The 18472-nt window shown below is 61.2% G+C and carries 16 protein-coding genes and 1 pseudogene; 16 read left to right on the forward strand and 1 reads right to left on the reverse strand.

Annotated features, from left to right (window positions below; genetic code table 11):
• Positions 1–3 precede the first annotated feature (3 nt).
• Positions 4–1812: a translation elongation factor 4 gene (gene lepA / locus OEG82_RS03110; RefSeq protein WP_267611005.1), complete on the reverse strand. Its 1809-nt coding sequence runs from the start codon at positions 1810–1812 to the stop codon at positions 4–6.
• A gap of 430 nt (positions 1813–2242) precedes the next feature.
• On the opposite strand from lepA, the gene OEG82_RS03115 reads away from it, so the two are divergent.
• The 16 genes and pseudogenes from OEG82_RS03115 to pseG all read left to right on the forward strand — a co-directional run bounded on the left by OEG82_RS03115 (position 2243) and on the right by pseG (position 18263).
• A complete protein-coding gene (locus OEG82_RS03115) occupies positions 2243–2914 on the forward strand; it encodes a Wzz/FepE/Etk N-terminal domain-containing protein (RefSeq protein ID WP_267611006.1) in 672 nt (223 codons plus the stop codon).
• 231 nt (positions 2915–3145) lie between these two features.
• A pseudogene (locus OEG82_RS03120) lies at positions 3146–3331 on the forward strand (UDP-glucose 6-dehydrogenase); the annotation flags it as partial.
• Between the two features lie 97 nt (positions 3332–3428).
• Positions 3429–4553: an N-acetyl sugar amidotransferase gene (locus OEG82_RS03125; protein WP_267611007.1), complete on the forward strand. Its 1125-nt coding sequence runs from the start codon at positions 3429–3431 to the stop codon at positions 4551–4553.
• Positions 4550–5992: an imidazole glycerol phosphate synthase subunit HisH gene (gene hisH, locus OEG82_RS03130; RefSeq protein ID WP_267611008.1), complete on the forward strand. Its 1443-nt coding sequence runs from the start codon at positions 4550–4552 to the stop codon at positions 5990–5992. Before OEG82_RS03125 ends, hisH begins: the two co-directional genes overlap by 4 nt.
• Positions 5986–7278, forward strand: a complete 1293-nt coding sequence (locus OEG82_RS03135; RefSeq protein ID WP_267611009.1) for an N-acetyl sugar amidotransferase — start codon at positions 5986–5988, stop codon at positions 7276–7278. Before hisH ends, OEG82_RS03135 begins: the two co-directional genes overlap by 7 nt.
• 106 nt (positions 7279–7384) lie before the next feature.
• A complete protein-coding gene (locus tag OEG82_RS03140) occupies positions 7385–8848 on the forward strand; it encodes a capsular polysaccharide export protein, LipB/KpsS family (RefSeq protein ID WP_267611011.1) in 1464 nt (487 codons plus the stop codon).
• Between the two features lie 85 nt (positions 8849–8933).
• Positions 8934–9788: a hypothetical protein gene (locus OEG82_RS03145; RefSeq protein WP_267611012.1), complete on the forward strand. Its 855-nt coding sequence runs from the start codon at positions 8934–8936 to the stop codon at positions 9786–9788.
• 16 nt (positions 9789–9804) lie between these two features.
• Positions 9805–11094, forward strand: coding sequence for a polysaccharide biosynthesis protein (locus OEG82_RS03150; RefSeq protein ID WP_267611013.1), 1290 nt, complete (start codon positions 9805–9807; stop codon positions 11092–11094).
• Positions 11095–11151: 57 nt separating this feature from the next.
• A complete protein-coding gene (locus OEG82_RS24290) occupies positions 11152–11433 on the forward strand; it encodes a hypothetical protein (RefSeq protein WP_425497526.1) in 282 nt (93 codons plus the stop codon).
• Positions 11381–11656, forward strand: coding sequence for a hypothetical protein (locus OEG82_RS24295; protein WP_425497527.1), 276 nt, complete (start codon positions 11381–11383; stop codon positions 11654–11656). The genes OEG82_RS24290 and OEG82_RS24295 overlap by 53 nt, the downstream gene beginning before the upstream one ends.
• Entirely contained in the window at positions 11653–12942 is a 1290-nt protein-coding gene (locus OEG82_RS03160; protein WP_267611015.1) for a hypothetical protein, read from the forward strand. The genes OEG82_RS24295 and OEG82_RS03160 overlap by 4 nt, the downstream gene beginning before the upstream one ends.
• Before the next feature lie 9 nt (positions 12943–12951).
• Complete coding sequence (locus tag OEG82_RS03165; RefSeq protein WP_267611016.1) at positions 12952–14166, forward strand: sugar transferase; 1215 nt, start codon at positions 12952–12954, stop codon at positions 14164–14166.
• A 99-nt stretch (positions 14167–14265) separates the two neighbouring features.
• A complete protein-coding gene (gene pseB / locus OEG82_RS03170; protein ID WP_267611017.1) occupies positions 14266–15264 on the forward strand; it encodes a UDP-N-acetylglucosamine 4,6-dehydratase (inverting) in 999 nt (332 codons plus the stop codon).
• Position 15265: 1 nt separating this feature from the next.
• On the forward strand, positions 15266–16426 hold the full coding sequence (gene pseC, locus OEG82_RS03175) for a UDP-4-amino-4,6-dideoxy-N-acetyl-beta-L-altrosamine transaminase (RefSeq protein WP_267611020.1): 1161 nt from the start codon (positions 15266–15268) through the stop codon (positions 16424–16426).
• Positions 16423–17115, forward strand: a complete 693-nt coding sequence (gene pseF, locus OEG82_RS03180) for a pseudaminic acid cytidylyltransferase (protein WP_267611021.1) — start codon at positions 16423–16425, stop codon at positions 17113–17115. The genes pseC and pseF overlap by 4 nt, the downstream gene beginning before the upstream one ends.
• Positions 17112–18263, forward strand: coding sequence for a UDP-2,4-diacetamido-2,4,6-trideoxy-beta-L-altropyranose hydrolase (gene pseG, locus OEG82_RS03185; RefSeq protein WP_267611022.1), 1152 nt, complete (start codon positions 17112–17114; stop codon positions 18261–18263). Before pseF ends, pseG begins: the two co-directional genes overlap by 4 nt.
• Positions 18264–18472: the final 209 nt, after the last annotated feature.

Consider the following 18472-nt stretch of genomic DNA (forward strand, 5'->3'; position numbering starts at 1 on the left):
ACGTCAGTCGCCGATCTTCAGCGCCTCGATGAAGGCTTCCTGCGGGATGTCGACCTTGCCGAACTGGCGCATCTTCTTCTTGCCGGCCTTCTGCTTGTCCAAGAGCTTGCGCTTGCGCGTGGCGTCGCCGCCATAGCATTTTGCGGTCACGTCCTTGCGCATCGCCGAGATGGTCTCGCGCGCCACCACCTTGCCGCCGATGGCCGCCTGGATCGGGATCTTGAACATGTGCCGCGGGATCAGGTCCTTGAGCTTTTCGCACATCACCCGGCCGCGCTTTTCCGCCGCCGAACGGTGCACCAGCATCGACAGCGCATCCACCGGCTCGTCATTGACCAGGATCGACATCCTGACCAGATCGCCTTCCTCATGGCCGGTGATCTGGTAGTCGAAGCTGGCATAGCCCTTGGAGATCGATTTCAGCCGGTCGTAGAAATCGAACACCACCTCGTTGAGCGGCAACTGATAGGTCACCATCGCCCGCTTGCCGACATAGGAGAGGTCGGTCTGGATGCCGCGCCGGTCCTGGCACAGTTTCAGGATCGCGCCGAGATACTCGTCCGGCGTCAGGATGGTGGCCTTGATCCACGGCTCCTCGATGCTCCTGATCTTGACCACATCGGGCATGTCGGCCGGATTGTGCAGCTCCAGCACATCGCCATTGGTCATGTTCATCCGGTAGACCACCGAGGGAGCGGTGGCGATGAGATCGAGATTGAACTCGCGCTCGAGCCGCTCCTGGATGATTTCCAGATGCAGCAATCCAAGAAAGCCGCAGCGGAAGCCAAAGCCGAGGGCTGCCGAGGTTTCCATCTCGAACGAGAACGAGGCGTCATTGAGCCTGAGCTTGCCCATGGCGGCACGAAGATCCTCGAAATCTGCCGCATCGACCGGGAAGAGGCCACAGAACACGACGGGCTGTGCCGGCTTGAAGCCAGGCAGTGCCTGGGCGGTCGGGCGACGGTCTTCGGTGATGGTGTCACCGACGCGGGTGTCGGCCACTTCCTTGATCGAAGCGGTGATGAAGCCGATTTCGCCCGGTCCGAGCGAGTCCATCGCCACCAGCTTGGGCGTGATCACGCCGACCCGCTCCACCGTGTAGCGGGCATCGGTGCCCATCAGGCGGATCTGCTGGCCCTTTTTCATTTCTCCGTCGATGACGCGCACCAGCACGATAACGCCGAGATAGGTGTCGTACCAGCTGTCGACCAGCATGGCCTTCAGCGGATCCGTGACCGTGCCGCCCTTCGGCGGCGGCAGCCGCTTGACGATGGCCTCCAGCACGTCGGGGATGCCGATGCCGGATTTGGCCGATATCATCACCGCGTCGGAGGCGTCCAGTCCGATGACTTCCTCGATCTGTTCCTTGATCCGCTCGGGTTCTGCGGCCGGCAGGTCGATCTTGTTGAGCACCGGCACGATCTCGTGATCGGCATCAAGTGCTGCATAGACATTGGCCAGCGTCTGCGCCTCGACGCCCTGGCTGGCGTCCACCACCAGCAGCGAGCCTTCGCAGGCGCGCAGCGAGCGCGACACTTCATAGGCAAAGTCGACATGGCCGGGCGTGTCGATCAGGTTGAGCACATACATCTCGCCGTCCTGGGCGGTGTAGTGCAGTCGCACCGTCTGCGCCTTGATGGTGATGCCCCGTTCCTTCTCGATATCCATCGAGTCGAGCACCTGCTTGCTCATCTCGCGTTCGGCGAGGCCGCCGCAGGTCTGGATCAGACGATCGGCAAGGGTCGACTTGCCGTGGTCGATATGCGCGACGATGGAGAAATTGCGGATGTGGGAAAGGGGCGTGTTGCTCATAGGCCGCGATTTAGCAGTCCTGCGGAAAAAGGCAATCGCGGAAAGCGCCGAATCTGTGGCGTTTGGGCCGTGATCGCATCCGAATGACGTCCATTCATGACATTGCCTGCCGGGGACGGCCTTTCGGCCGGCGGCGAACCGCTTCGCGCCATCTGGTTTGGGCCGGTCCTGCCGGCCGGAAAACCGCGCGCACCGAAGCTGAAACTCTCCGGCCGGCACTGTCTGGCGAAGACTGGCAGGCCATCCGCATTGCACCGACAGCAGAAAATAATGACTGCCATGCCTGCACCCGGCCCTTGACGGGACCGAACTTTGCCAGCTCTATAAAACCCCTGCCTGAGCCGGTTTCGATGATGATATGCCGGGGGCGGCGTATTGTACAAAGATACAAGGCGTACCGGCAGGGTAGATGATTGCAGGGGGCTGACAAGTGTATGTAGGCAAGGATTCGGAAGAGCTCAGCATTATTGATGTTGTCCTGGCTCTCTGGCGCGGCAAATTTGTAATTCTGGGCATCACGGTGATCGCGCTGATCGCGGGCGCGGGTTTTGCTTCCCTGCAGAAGGACAGCTACCAGGTCTCCGTCGCCATACATTCCGATTTTGGCGGGTCCCTCGATGGAGGGGTATTGTTGGCCGAGCTTGGTCCGGGCTGGGCCCTGGGAGCCAATTGGCTGCCTGTTCCGAAAAAGGTCCGTACGGTCGTTGCGCCTGTGAGCGAAGGCGCGGACATATCTCCCTACGTGACAGAGGTGAGCCAGGCCGTGAATCGCGTGGCCGAGAGACAGGAGAAACTGACCGAAATCCAGAAGGACGTTCTTACCGAGAGACTGCCCTATGCGATGCGGGATTCCGATTCACTGGCTGTCACACTGTTCAATCTCGAGGTCTACAGTGCCCGGGTGGAAGCCGGGCAGGTCTTCGGCAAGGCGCTTGGCCCCGAAGAGAGCGACATGACCGGCATTTCCACAATTCCGGCCAGGACCGACAGGATTTTCCTGCTGGCAGCGGTTGTGGGATTCGGTCTCGGCTGTTTCATCGTACTGGCCGGCCATGCCGTGACCAATTACCGGCGCTGGAAAAAGGCCTCTCAACCTGCCTGACCCGGCATCTTTCTTCCCATTTTGAAAGCCGGGCGTATCTGCCACGACTGCCCGCCGGCCGGTCCCAGACAGCATTGTGCTGCGAGTTGCACAGCCCGGCAAAGGCTGTTAACTGCCTGCCCTGATCTGCGGCGGGGCCACCATCCACGTGGTCGATCGGCTCGGGCAGCGCGAAGGCGAGCATCTCCCGCCGGGTGCGCATTGGCATGACGACCCCCAACCGCCGCCTATGGCTGCGATCTCGTCGTCATCCTGACCGAATGGAGCGATTTTGTCGGTCTCGACTTCAAGGCGCTGGCTGCGGTAATGGCGGTGCCGCACATGGCGGATCTGAGAAATGTCTATGCGCCCGGGGACGTCGAAAATGTCGGTTTCACACGCTATTACGGGGTCGGGCGCGCCCGTGCGCCGGTTTGAACAGGATATGGCTGTGCCGCGTCAGGAACATTTCCCGCGTACCGGCGCATATGATACTGGATGGATCATCAATGTCTGAATCGGACGTAGCATCACGATGAAATACTGTTACCAGTGCCTTCAACCCGACACCAGGCCCAACACCCGGTTCACCGAAACCGGACTGTGCCCGGCATGCAATTATTGGCAGCAGCACAAGCAGATCGACTGGGACGAGCGCACCGAGATCCTGCTGGAGATTGTCGAGGAATATCGCAATCCCGATGCGCAGTATGACTGCATCATCGGTGTTTCCGGCGGCAAGGACAGCACCCGCCAGGCGGTCTGGGTCAGGGACAAGCTGGGGCTGCGGCCGTTGCTGGTCTGCCTGTCCTACCCGCCGCAGCAAGTTACCCAGCTCGGTGTCGACAACCTCTCCAACCTGATCGAGCTCGGCTTTGACGTGATCCAGTGCTGCCCCGGTCCGCAGACCTGGCGCCAGTTGATGGGTGTGGCGTTCGAGAATTTCGCCAACTGGGCGAAGGCCACGGAAATGGCGCTGTTTTCCGCCGTGCCGCGGCTGGCGATCGACTACAAGATCCCGCTGATCCTCTGGGGTGAAAATCCCGGCCTGCAGCTTGGCGATCTCGGAACGCTCGGCCGCACCGGCTATGACGGCAACAATCTGCGCAACATGAACACCCTGGCGGGTGGCGACAGGGACTGGATGCTGGCCACCGGGCTGTCGGAGAAGGACCTGATCCCCTACGACTATCCGACAATCGACGAGTTCGAGCAGCATGGTATCCAGGTGATCTATCTGGGATGGTTCCTGGGCGACTGGTCGCTGCTCAACAACGGCATGATCTCGGGGTTGAGCGGATTGAGGTTCCGGCATGATCCGCCCGAAAACACGGGTGACCTTTACGGGGTGACGGCGCTTGACGAGGACTGGGTGACGCTCAACCAGATGATCAAGTACTACAAGTTCGGCTTTGGCCGTGCGACGGACTATGCCAATGAAATGATCCGGCTCGGCACGGTCGACCGGAAGACGGGAATTGAGCTGGTGCAGAAATATGACGGCATGTGTTCGGACACCTATATCCAGAACTTCTGCGACTATATCGGCATCACGCCGACGGCGTTCTGGGAGAAGATCCTCGCGGTGACCAACAAGGACCTGTTCGACGTCTCGGGCAATCAGATCAAACCGAAATTCACCGTCGGCGAGGGGCTATGACTGAAGACAATCCGGGTTCCGTCCGCCCCTGCATCGGCCTGATCGATTACAAGGCCGGCAATATCGCCTCATTGCGCGGAGCGCTGGAGCGGCATGGCTTCAAGGTCATCGTGTCCGACAGCGCTTCCGCCCTGGACCGGGCCGATGCGCTGGTTCTGCCCGGCGTCGGGTCGGCCCAGGTCGCCATGCAGACGTTGCGCGACAACGGCCTGGACCGCTACATCGCCGACTGTTTCAGGTCCGGCACCCGGCCGATGCTCGGCATATGCCTGGGCATGCAGCTGATGTTTGACCGGTCGGAGGAAGGCCCCACCGAGACGCTGGGCCTGTTGCCCGGCACGGTCAGCCGCTTCGCCGACAATGGCTGCCATGTCGGCTGGGATGTCACCCGGACGCTGGCAGACGACTGCGACGAGCCAAGCTGGGCGCGGGCAGCGTTCTATTTCAACCATTCCTATTACGTGCCCGCCGACCCGGACTACACGATTGCCGAAGTGTCCGGCGACGACAATGTGCCGATGGCCGCTATCGTCCAGAAGGGCTGCTTTACCGGGGTGCAGTTCCATCCCGAAAAAGCCAGGCCGCCGGCGCGACGCTGCTCGCCCGGCTGCTGGGCAATGCAAGAGGAGAGCCACATGCTTAAGCGGCTGATTGGCGTCATCACCGTCAAGGACGGTTGGGCAGTCCAGTCGATGGGCTATGGCCGGTACCTGCCGCTTGGCCGGCCGGAAATCCTGGCGGAAAACTATGACCGATGGTTTCTCGACGAGATTCTGATCCTGTCGATCGACCGGACCACGAAAGGCCTCGGCCCCGATTTCGAGACCATCCGCAAGATCGGCGCGCGCCGGCTGGTGACGCCGCTGGCCTATGGTGGCGGGATCTCGAATGCCGCACAGGCGCTCGACATTGTCCATGCCGGGGCTGACCGGCTCTGCTGTGAAACCGCCTTTGATGCGGAAAGCCCCGACAGGCAGGCACAGCAGGCCGCGCTCGAGGCAATTCGCGATGCTGTCGGTGTCCAGGCCATGTTGCGGGTCATGCCGCTCGAGAAGGCCGACGACGGCACCATTGTCAGGTTCGATTACCGTAGCCGCCAGACCCGCCCGCTGCTGGTCACCGAGATCCAGGCGCAGAGTGCGCTGTTTTCCGAGTTGATCCTTGTCGATCGCCGCGGAGAGGGTGGACTGGCGACCTTCGACCCGGCGCTGCTTGAGCCCTTCGCCGGCAGCCATCTGCAGATTGTCGCATTTGGCGGCATCACCGAGCGTGATCAGGTCGCAGACCTGCTGGGCCGGGACAATGTTTCCGCCGTCGCGGTCGGCAATTCGCTGAGCTACAGGGAGATGGCCAACCGAACCCTGATTGCCCCCGGCTCGATCGACGACACCCGTTTCATAACCTATGGCGTCGAGACGCGAGGAGCGCGGCAATGGTGATTACGTGCAAACGCTGCCTCTATACCGAGAACCATGCGCTGGGGATCGTCTTCGATGACGAAGGCATCTGTTCGGGCTGCCGGATCCACGAGGAGAAGGACAGCCTCGACTGGGACAAACGCTGGACGAAGCTGGAGCAGGTGGTCGAACCCTATCGCCGCAAGGACGCACAATATGACTGCATCGTCCCGGTCACCGGCGCCAAGGACGGGCATTTCATTCTCGATCTCGTGGTCAACCGTCTTGGCCTGACGCCGCTCGTGGTGTCCTACAACAAGTTCTTCAACACCCCCGAAGGCATCGCCAATCTGGCCAATCTGCGGATCAAGTTCAACGTCGACTTCCAGCTGAAGAACGTGAACCCCCATGTGGTGAAGCGAATTTCCAAGCACACGCTCTATCGCTACGGCAACATGTACTGGCCGGCCCTGGCCGGCGAGACCGTGTTCCCGGTGCAGGTGGCGGTGATGATGAAGATCCCGCTGATCATCTGGGGCGCGCATCAGGGGCTCGAACAGGTCGGCATGTTCTCGCATGAACACGAGGTCGAGATGTCGCGGCGATACCGGAAGGATCACGATCTTTTCGGCACCGAGGCGCGCGACCTGACCCAGGCCTGGTCCGATGTGACCGACGAAGATACGCTGAACTACCGGTATCCGGCCTTTTCCGACATCGAAGCGCTGCAATTGCGCGGCATCTATCTGGGCAATTACGTCCGCTGGGATCCGCTGGCCCAACATCTCGACATGGTTGCCCGCCACGATTACCAGGGCCGGTGGCAGGCGCGCACCTTTGATATCTACGACCATGCCGATTGCTACGCCTATCCGGGGCTGCATGATGTGCTGAAATATTTCAAGCACGGCTACTCCAAGGTCCGGGACCAGGCCAGCAGGGAGATCCGCTTCGGCCGGCTGGATCGCGCGCAGGCCGCGGCCCTGGTGTCCTATTACGAATCGCGCGAACCTGCAGACATGGATCTGCTTGCCAATTGGCTGGGCGTGCCGGAAGCCACGTTGAAGATGGTCGTCAACCGGCACCGCAACGACAGGATCTGGGACGAGGTCTCGCCAAACCGCTGGGTCAGGCGCCCGGGGACCGGCGCGGCCGAGGAACTGGAAGATATCGGCGGCATTCCGGCGTCCCAGCCGGAGCTTCCGTGGAGCCAGCCGGGCTGTTCAACCCACTGCAAGGATGCCGAACGCAAGCTGATCACCGTCGGACGGGGGGTAAAATATCCGCTGCCGCCGCCGCTTCCGGAGGATGAGGGCGGATATCTATGAGACTGGAATTCCGCATGTTTGACGCCGGCGCAGGTGACTGCCGCGCCGGCAGGCCCTGCTTTCACACCCATTTTTCGCATTGGATCGGCCAGACCGGATGACACAGATGAAAAAGACGGTTCTTTGTTTTTCCCGCTCCTACCTGTCGGTGCTGCTGCCGCGGCTGCTGGCCGAGGACAAGGACATCGAGGCGCTGCACATCGTCCAGACCGACGAGGAAGAGCGCAACATCGTCGCCCTTGGCCAGAAGGTCGTGCTCAATCTGGGCAAGATCAGCAGGGAAGCCGTGCGTTCAAAGGACAGCCCGGTGTGGCGGGAACCGGCGGACATGCGCAGCCTGACCGGCTTTGATTTTTCCCCGATCTATGCGGATCGATACCTGCCGGAATTTCCGCAAGAGACACGTCAGCGGATCGCCGGCGCCATTCAGGCCGGTTTCGAGGAAATCTTTGCCAGCCACCGGATCGCCGGCGTGCTGTCGGAACCGGTGGCGCTGTTTCCGACCCACTACCTGCTGTATCTGTGCAAGAAGCATGACGCCCGACCGCTTTACTGGGCCAACACCTATTTCCCGGGGCACTTCTATTTCACCCACACCATCAACATGGTCAATCCGGTGCGGCGGGACGTGCCGGAGGCGCTTGATGAAGACGGCCCGCTGGTCAGCGAGATCCGCAGCTATCTGGAAAAAGTGGCGTCCGACGAGGCCGGTCCGGTCTATCACCACAAGTTTTCCAAGGGAAAACAGTCCGGATGGTCCTATTTCCGCCAGCGCAAGGGCATGGACGCCCTCGTGCTGTCCCCGGGACTGGTGTCGAAAGGCCTGCAGATCGCCCGCTGGGGACGGGCGCAATCGCTCAAGGCGCTGTTTCCGCGCACCGGCGACTATATCAGCGCGGCATCGGCTGCGGAGCACCGCTTCTATCTGCGCAATCAGTTCTACAGCCTGTCGCATTACGATGAAGCGCCCGGCGTCTTCGATGCCGGCAATGTCTTCTTCCCGCTGCAATACGAGCCGGAAGCCTCGCTGCTCTACGCCGCACCCTGGGCGCGCAACCAGTTTGCGGTGATCGAATCCATCCTGCAGGCGCTGCCGGAAGGCAAGCTCCTGTGGGTCAAGGAACACCCCAACCAGTTCGGTCCGCTGTCCGGTCCGGCCTGGCAGGCGCTGCGACGGCGCTATTCCAATCTGCGGCTGATCTTCGGCCGGGAAAACGGCAGGCACCTGATCCAGCGCTGCAGCCTGGCAATCGCGATCTCGTCGACGGCGGGTCTCGATGCGCTGATCTTCGGCCGCAAATGCTTCGTCCTGGGGGACAGCTACTACCAGGATTTCCCCGATGCGGTGCGGATCGGCAGCACGCGCCATCTTGCCGCAGCCCTCAACGACATGACGAACTATGTTGAAGAAAACCGCCGAGGTGATATTGCAGCTCTGACGCGTGCGCTCGGCAAGTTCGCCCGCTTCACCCATCCCGGTGACCCGCAGCCGAGCAACGAACTCTACGTTGCGGAAAATCTCGATGCCCTGCGGCGGGCAATCCGGTCGGAATTGGCAATCGAGGGCTGAGAGGCTAGATCTGTTCTGCGGATTTGCACGCGATGGCCGAGAAGACGGCGATGATACCTAGGACACGAAACAAGGGGTTCCCACAATGGCACTGACTGCCCATGAAATTGCGAGCTTTGTCAAATGGCGTCTGACTCCCGTGCGGTACATGGGCAGAATGCGCTATATCCGTCCGCATCACCTGTTCAAGGCGCCCCGCCCGCAAAGCCCTGTCGGGCTGGAGGTCGAACAGCACGGCTATGCGACCGGACCGGTCCGGACGGGCGCGGAGCTCGAGGAGCTCAAGCAGACCTTCCTGCCGCGCTCGCCTGAGCGCAAGCCGGACGGACTGAAGGCCCCCTTCGTCAATCTGTCGCGCAGCGAGGATTTCACGGTCGACAATCCGCTTTGCCGGCTTGCCTTTTCCAGGGAAGTATTTGACGTCGCGCTGGATTATTTCGGCGGCCGCTTGCGCCTCGACAGTCTGCAGGTGCTCTATTCCTTCCCCGATGATGGGGTGATGAAGGAAAGCCAGAAATGGCATCTCGACTATGGCGACAGCAGGTCGCTGCACTGCGTCATGTATCTGACCGATGTTGTCGACGATGCCGGCGGCCCCTTCGTGTTCATCGACAAGCAGGCTTCCAAACGCGTCGGACGCGGACTGACCATTCGCCGCATTCCCGACGACCAGCTGGTTGTCGAATCCGGCCATGCCGAACAGAAGACAATCTATGGCGAAGCCGGATCATCGGTGTGGATCGATCCCGCAGCCTGCTACCACTATGGCAGCCGGTGCAAGACGCCGCGGGTGGCCGTGTTCGTGACCTTCAACTCCGATGCGCCCTTCGTCGCGCCGGTTCCGCTGGTGCGCGACAATGCGGCCAAGATCGCGGAAGTCGGCAAGAAACTCCGCCCCGACCTCGATCCCAAGATTTTCGACCGGCTCCTCGGTTTCTAGGTTGATGTAAGACGATATGGGGTTTCCACTTCAGAAGTTCGGCCGCGCGCTCGGCGACGAGACGATCTTTGCGGTCCTGATGGTGGCCGCATCGTCCCTGAGCTTCATAAAATCCATCTCTCTGGCGATGATCTTCGTGCCGGAGCAATTCGGCCTGTATATTTCGAGTGTCGGGATCGCCACGCTTACCAGCGTCCTGGTCAGCTTCGGCCTGATCGAATCCACCACCAAGCTCTATCCGCACATGTATATCATGAGCGACATGGCGGGCATTCGCAGCCATATGCGGCGCGCCATATCGCTGCTGGCGGTGCGGATCATTGCCCTGGTGGCGGTGGCGGCCGTGGTGAAATTCGCCCTGCCGGATTTGCTGCAGTCGCTGTCCTACCTGACGATCGTGCTCGTCGGCGGACTGTCGATTGCCATCGGCGCGCTCCTGCTGATGGCCTCGCTTGTCAGGGCGATTGGCAGCGTGCGCATGCTGTTGATGTTTTCCTTCATGCGCGGCCTGTTTCCGTTGTGCCTGTCGCTTCCCACGGCGCTTCACTTTACTTGGCACTACGTGATCATTGCGGAAATCGTGGCGACATGGATTGTCTTCGAAGTGACCTCGCGGTGGAGCCGCAAATTCAATCACCCGCCGTCATCCGCCAGCCCAACCGAGCTTGACGAGACATCGGGAAAGGGCGGTTTCCTGCTCTACATCGCCGGTCTTTCCAGCACCTCGATCACCTATGGCAGCAGAAGCCTGGTGGCCGCATCCTACGGCACCGCCGTCGCCGGCGCCTTCGGCACGATCGGTATCATCCAGCAGATGGGGACGATGCTCGGCGGCGTCTTGGCGCAAAAGCTGGGCCCGACCCTGATCAAGGATGCGGCCACCGGAAACATGCGGCTGTGGCGGATCGGCTTGCTTGCACTTTTGATGATGCTGTTTGCCGCCGGCGCGACGGTCGGGCTTGTAGGCAGTTTCTACGTGCCGTTCTTCGCCAAATTCTGGGCGTCCTATGGCATCTCCCCGCAATTGCTGGTTCTCGTCGGAGTGTCCCTGTTCCTGCCGATCAATCTGGTCTTCCAGTTTGCCCTGATTGCGCGCAACGATGAAAAGACAATACTTTACGGTTCGATCGGCGCCGCTGTCCTTTGCTATTCGGGATTTGCGATCACGATTATCATGGGTTGGGGGTTGTCAGGCTTTGTCCTATCGGTCATTGCGGCGGACATGTTTCAGTTTGCTCTTCTGGGCGCAAAGCTCATCAAGCCCCGCCAGATCATCAGGGCGATGATCGAGAAGAACAAGAACTAGTCGAACGAAAGTGATGTCGCTGATGTTGAGATCTGTCAGGTCGATCCTTTTGAGGATGTGGCTCATCGAGTATCAAATTCGTGCGCATATCGCCTTTGTCCAGTTCCTGAACAGGCGGATACCCTATGCCGGTCGCTATCTCGGCATGATCATGGATCGGCTGATCCTGATCATCTACGGAATCGACATGCAGTCCAACAGCATTCATGTTCACCGGCTGTTGCTTGGCCATCCGGTGGCTGTCCATCTCGGCGGGCACGGCATCTATTCTGCTGGCCGCGTCCGGATGAATGCCTGCGTCCGGCTGACCGCCCGCGATGTCGGCGACCCGGAATATGAGCGGCTTTATGCCGAGGACCGTGTCTTCGTTCTGGGTGACAATGTGGTGCTCGGAGAAGCCAGTATTCTTCTCGGTCCGCTCGAAATATGTGACAATGTCGTCATCGGCGCCGGTGCGCTGGTCAACAAGTCGATCACGGAGCCGGGCATCTATGTCGGTTCGCCCGCCCGCAAGGTTGCCGAGGTGCCTGACGACCGCTGGGTCAGGGAGGCGGAGGTTTGAGCGTTCCCGCGACAGCGATGCAGCAGGAGCGCCCCGGCCCCCTGCGCAGGCTGGCGCATGTGCCGGTTGTCGATCTCGTCTATCTAGCGGTTCTGTTCTTCTGCCTGTTCCCCTATGTCCAGCTGGTTCCGCTCAGCAGCTATACCCAGCCCTACGGCTTCCTGATGGCGGCAGTGCTTGCGATGCTGTGGCCGGGCACGATTCCCGGCCTGCCGAAACTGGATCTGGTTCTGCTGGTCTATATCGCCGCTCTGGGATGCGTGATGTTTTCCATCGAATTCGTCGGCACGCTCGATATGCGGGAAGCGAGTTTTCTGTTGAGCTATCTGACGCCGCTGGTGACAACGGCTGCCTGCTACGCCTTCCTCCGCAGGAGCCCGGAGCTGGTCAGAAAATGCGTGATCTATGCGATCTTTGCCTGGCTCGGCGTCAGCGTGCTGCAATATCTGATCTCGCCGACATTCCTGACATTTCTCATAACCAGCAATTCGGAGCTCGGCTCCGACATCGTCGCTTCGGGGCGCGGCGTGATCGGTCTTGCGCCCGAGCCCACCCACGCTGCCTTCCACATCATTCTTCTGGGGGCGGTCGTCGCCTTTCTGGGCGGGCCGCTCTGGGTCACGCTGATGGCGCTGTGTTCGACCCTCCTTGTCTACCGGTCTGCAAGTGCGATCCTGGTCTTCGCGATTGCGCTTCTGATCTGGGGCGGGCTGCGGCCCTTCTGGCGCAGCTGGGTTCTTGGAGCCGTGGTGCTGGCCGCGCTGATTGCCCGTCCGCTGGCCCAGCTCTTGGGGGATTCCACCCGCATCGGCAGTCTGATGGGGCAACTGTCCGAGGGCGGATTGGGCTTGCTGGTCGCGGATTACAGCACCAATATTCGCCTGGCCGGCATGTTCATGCCGATTTACCATGCGTTCGAGAACTACCTGATGCCTCAGGGAATTTCGATTGAACGATGGGGGGAGATACGCTCCGAGATCCTGTCGCAATATTCCTGGATCATGGATCTCAGCTTCGCCGGCCCGGCAACCGGCTGGGGCCTGTTCATCGTTCAGGGCGGCTTTCTCGGTGTGCCATTCGTCATCTACGGCGCCTACCGGTTCTTCGGTCTGCGCGGTGTGGTTCTCAGCTATCTCGCGGTCGCCTGTTTCGTGGTGTTCATGAACCAGTTCTACGTATCGACGCCTGCATTCGGCCTCGTGCTGGCCGCCATTCTCTATTCCGGCAGCCGCGACAGGTCTGTGGCAGCCGGAGACAACCAGCCGCCGGCTGGCAACAATTCCTAGGTTGGGCGCATGATGAAAATCGTAATTGTCGGGGCGTCCGGGTTCGTCGGTCAGCAGGTCATTCCGTTGCTTGAGCGCAAGGACGTGGAGCTGGTCCTGACCGGCCGGGATCCGGAGAAGCTCCGGCAGCTCTTTCCCGGCGCCACCGTCTGCGGCCATGACGATCTTGTCAGCGCTGCGTCATCGGCCGACCTGTTTGTCAATCTGGCCGTGGTCAACAATGACAGCCAGGCCACGGAGGCCGAGTTTCGCGCGGTCAATGTGACCTTGATGCAGGAGCTTTATGCAAAGGCGCAGGCCGCAGGGGCAAAGGTCTTCTGCCAGTTTTCGACCTTTATCGTCGGGCGCGCGCCGCAGGCAACACCCTATGGGAAAACCAAGGCCGAAGCCGAGGCGTGGCTGGGAGGCAGGACGGAGCTGCCGGTCATGATCATGCGCATTGCCGCCGTTGCCGGCGACACGGACTTCCGCGGCAAGCTGGCTGTCCTCAACCGACTGCCGGCAGCCTTGCGCCCCACGGCACTCAATCTGCTGTCCGCCCTGCGCCCGATCGTTCGCCCGGGCGATATTGCAGACAGCCTGCTCTGGGCGGCGCGCAACCAGGCCCATGGCACGGTCTTCGTCTCCAGCAGGCAGATCGGCAACTGGGTCTATGGCGTTGGTAAATTCTGCCTCGACATCGGCTTTGCGCTGGCCGTGCTGATTGTCCTGTGGTGGCTCCTGCTGCTGGCCTATATCGCGGTGCGCTTTTCCAGTCCGGGGCCGGGCCTGTTCATCCAGGATCGTGTCGGGCAGAACGGCGCGGTGTTTCAGTGCTACAAGTTCAGAACCATGCAGGTGGGCACTCCGCAACGCGGCACGCATGAATTGCGTGGCACGTCGCTGACCCCGATCGGGGCCTTCCTGCGCAAGACCAAGATCGATGAATTGCCGCAGATCATCAATCTCCTGATGCGCAACATGAGCCTGGTGGGGCCTCGCCCGTGCCTGCCCATGCAGACCCTCCTGGTCGAGGAGCGCAAGCGACTCGGGGTGCTGCGCGTGCTGCCCGGCATCACCGGCCTGTCGCAATTGCGCGGCATCGACATGAGCACGCCGGTGGAACTGGCCAAATCCGATGCGGAGTACATCGCGCTGCGCACTTTGCCCTATGATATCAAGATGATAATATTGACGTTTCTCGGCAAGGGCTTCGGTGATCCTGCACAGCGCAAGGACGCGTGACGGCGCGGCGCGCCAACATTTGACTGCATCAGTGGTCAGGACTATACGGTCTGTCAGACGGCCGTTTCTACATGACCGCCTTTATTCAACGGGGAATATATGTTCGAAAATTCGACTATTCTGGTCACGGGCGGCACCGGCTCGTTTGGTAAAACCTTCGTCCCGATGACATTGGAACGCTACAACCCGAAGAAAATCATCATTTTCTCCCGGGACGAGATGAAGCAATGGGAAATGGCCAAGGGCTATCACAACGACCCCCGCGTCCGCTTCTTCATCGGCGATGTCCGCGATCGCGAGCGCCTGTACCGTGCTCTCGACGGTGTCGATTATGTGGTCCACGCGGCTGCGACAAAGATCGTTCCGACCGCCGAATACAACCCCTTCGAATGCGTGAAGACCAACATCAACGGCGCGATGAACGTCATTGACGCGGCGATCGACAAGAAGATCAAGCGCGTCGTCGCGCTGTCGACCGACAAGGCTTCATCGCCGATCAATCTCTACGGCGCGACCAAGCTCGCCTCGGACAAGCTCTTTGTCGCGTCCAGCGCCTATTCGGGCGAGCACGGCACCACGTTCTCGGTCGTGCGCTACGGCAATGTCATGGGATCGCGCGGTTCGGTGATTCCGTTTTTCATGTCGATCAGGCAGAGCGGCGAGCTTCCCATCACCGACCCGCGCATGACCCGGTTCATGATCACCCTGGAACAGGGTGTCGAACTGGTCTGGCATGCCTTCGAGGACATGATCGGCGGCGAGATCTACGTCAAGAAGATCCCCTCCATGAAGGTCACGGACATTGCCAGCGTGGTCGCGCCCGAGGCAAAGCAGAAAACCGTGGGCATCCGTCCGGGCGAGAAGCTGCATGAACAGATGATCGGCTTCGAGGATGCGCCGTTCACCTATGAATATCCGCACCATTTCAAGATCCTGCCGGCGATCAACAACTGGGCCACGAGCGAGGACCGCATCAAGGACGGCAAGCTGGTGTCGGAGAATTTCATCTATTCGAGCGAGATCAACCCCGAATGGATGCAGGATTCCGAACTGGCCGAGTGGATCGCCGCCAATGACGACAAGATAGGCATTATCTGACATGATTCCCTACGGACGCCAGGATATTTGCGAAAGCGATATTGATGCGGTCATCGACGTCCTGAAATCGGATTTCCTGACGCAGGGCCCGCGCGTCCCGGATTTCGAGAAATCCGTCGCAACGAAGGTCGGCGCAAGCCATGCTGTCGCCGTCAACAGCGCCACATCGGCCCTGCACATCGCCTGCCTGGCGCTCGGTCTCAAGCCTGGCGACCGGCTCTGGACCTCTCCGATCAGCTTCGTCGCTTCGGCAAATTGCGGGCTCTATTGCGGTGCGATCGTCGACTTCGTGGATATCGACCCCGAGACCTACAACATGTCGCCTGTGGCGCTGGAAAAGAAGCTCCAGGCCGCCGAGGCCGATGGCACCTTGCCCAAGGTCGTGGTGCCGGTGGACATGTGCGGCCAGTCGGCCGACCTGCGCGAAATCCGGGCTCTCGCCGACCGCTACGGCTTCAAGATTCTCGAGGATGCCTCGCATGCCATCGGCGCGCGATATGACGGGCATTATGTCGGCGACGGGCGCTATGCCGACATCACGGTGTTCAGCTTTCACCCGGTCAAGATCATTACCACCGCAGAAGGTGGCCTAGCGGTGACCAATGACAAGGATCTGGCGCAGACCATGTCCCTGCTGTCCAGCCACGGCATCACGCGGGATCCCGCGCTGATGACCGGGGAAAAGGATGGCGCCTGGTATTATCAGCAGATCGAGCTGGGCTTTAATTACCGGATGACCGAGATGCAGGCAGCGCTGGGCATTTCCCAGATGGCGCGGCTGGATGACTATGTCGCGCGCCGCGCGGCCCTGGCGGAGCGTTATGACCGTTTGCTCGAGGGACTGCCTCTGCGCAGGCCCCGGCAGATGGAGGCCACGGCGTCGTCCTGGCATCTCTATATCATACAGCTGCACGATGCCTCGCAGCACAACAGCGTGTTTGATTCCCTGCGCGATGCGGGAGTCGGCGTCAATCTGCACTACATCCCGATCCACCGGCAGCCCTATTACCAGAGGTTGGGCTTTTCTGCGGGGGATTTCCCGGCCGCCGAGGACTATTACACGCGGGCGATTTCGATCCCGCTGTTCCCGACCATGACCGAAGACCAGCAGGACTACATCGTCTCCCGCCTGCGCGGCTTGCTGACGGGAGCCAGGGCATGAGAATCGCCGTCATTCCGGCGCGGGGCGGCTCAAAGCGAATCCCGCGCAAGAACGTCAAGGAATTTGCCGGAAAGCCGATGATCTCCTGGTCGATCGCCGCAGCACAGGCATCGGGCGTGTTTGACCGTGTCATCGTCAGCACCGATGATGAAGATGTGGCCACGATTGCCAGACAGCACGGCGCGGAAGTGCCGTTCATGCGTCCGGCCAATCTTGCCGATGACCATACGCCGACCGTTCCGGTGATAGCCCATGCCCAGCAATGGGTTGCGGACCATTGGGGTGCGCCGTCGGCAGTCTGCTGCATCTATGCGACAGCGCCCTTTGTCCGCGCCGAGGATCTTCGCGAAGCCTATGAGCTCCTCTCGGGGTCGGATGCCGACTATGTCTTCCCAGTCACCAGCTTTCCCTTCCCGATCCAGCGCAGCGTGCGCCTGACAGAGGAAGGCCGGATGGAGATGTTCTGGCCCGAACATGCGCTGACCCGCAGCCAGGATCTTGAGGAAGCCTATCACGACGCCGGGCAGTTCTATTGGGGCCGCCCCGAGGCCTGGCATGGCGGCCGCATGCTTTTCGGCGCGGGCTCGATCCCGCTGATTGTTCCGCGCTACCGCGTGCAGGACATTGACACGATGGAAGACTGGGCAACGGCCGAAGCCAAGTTTCATGCACTGCAGAATCTGGGATGACCGCCGGCCGGCTAGACATGACCGTGGCCTTCCGGGCCGACGCGTCGCTGTCAATCGGGGCGGGCCATGTGATGCGGTGTCTGACCCTTGCGAACGAACTTTCCGAACGCGGCGCGCGCTGCCGCTTTGTCTGCCGCGCCCATGACGGCAACCTGATCGAGCGGATTGCAGCCTCGGGGATGGAGGTTTCAGTCCTGCCCGCGCCCGGCAAGCAGGCCGACGGCTCTGACCAGCCGCTGACATGGCAGGACGACGCCGCCCAGACCGCCGGCGAACTGGCGGGACAAGAGGTCGATTGGCTTGTGGTGGATCACTACGGACTGCCCCATGAGTGGGAAAGCGAAATGGCCGGGCACTGCGCAAGGCTGATGGTCATCGACGATTTTACCAATCGCAAACATTGCTGCGACGTGCTCCTGAACCAGAATCTGGGCGCGCAGGAAGCCGCTTATGCCGGGCTTGTCGGAACCGGTACCCGCGTGCTCGCCGGCCCTTCATTCGCCCTGCTGCGACCGGAATTTGCCCGGGCGCGGGCCGAAAAGCAGCGCAATCCGCATCCGCATCCGCGGGCGACGGGCCCGAAGCGGATGCTGATTTCCATGGGCGGTGTCGACCTTCCCAATGTCACCGGCTGGATGCTTGAGCAGTTGAGTGACTGCGCGGCCGCGGACGCATGGGAAATGACAGTCGTCATCGGCGGGCAGTCCCCGCATCGCGAGACTCTCCGCAAAATACTGTCGGGCATGACGATCCCGAGCAGGCTGATCGTCGATGCGACCAATATGGCCGAATTGATGGCCGATGCGGATCTGGCAATCGGCGCGGCCGGCTCGACCTCGTGGGAACGCTGCTGCCTCGGCTTGCCGACGGTCGTGGTGGTGATCGCGGACAACCAGGAAAGCATTGCCCGGGCGCTGGTCGAGGCCGGAGCCGCGGTGCGCGTGCAATTCGGCGAGGATCAGGCCACTGGCGCGGTGCTGGCGGATGTGCTGGGCAATCCCGATCGCATCGCCATGATGGCAAAGCAGGCAGCCTCCATTGCCGACGGCCTGGGCGCTGGGCGCGTCAGCGATGTGTTGATCGGCGCGGCACCGGGTGCCGGCGAAGTTGCGTCCGCAGGCACACGATCCTTGACCGGGCCGGATTGACCTGCGACAGGGAGAAAATCGGTCGGAAAATTGCCGGATTGTGCCGTGACAAGCCGTGGAAGACCCGTCTCCGCGATTGACGGTTCAGGCTGACGATGCAACTTGATACCAATGCCGGGCGCCGCTGGAAGGCCGCCTGGCCCCGGATTTGCCGTTGCCGGCGCAATTCGACCTGCACCGCACGGCTGACAGTGAACGCCACCCGTCCT

Origin of the sequence: Hoeflea ulvae, assembly GCF_026619435.1 — a bacterium.
Lineage (GTDB): Bacteria > Pseudomonadota > Alphaproteobacteria > Rhizobiales > Rhizobiaceae > Hoeflea > Hoeflea ulvae.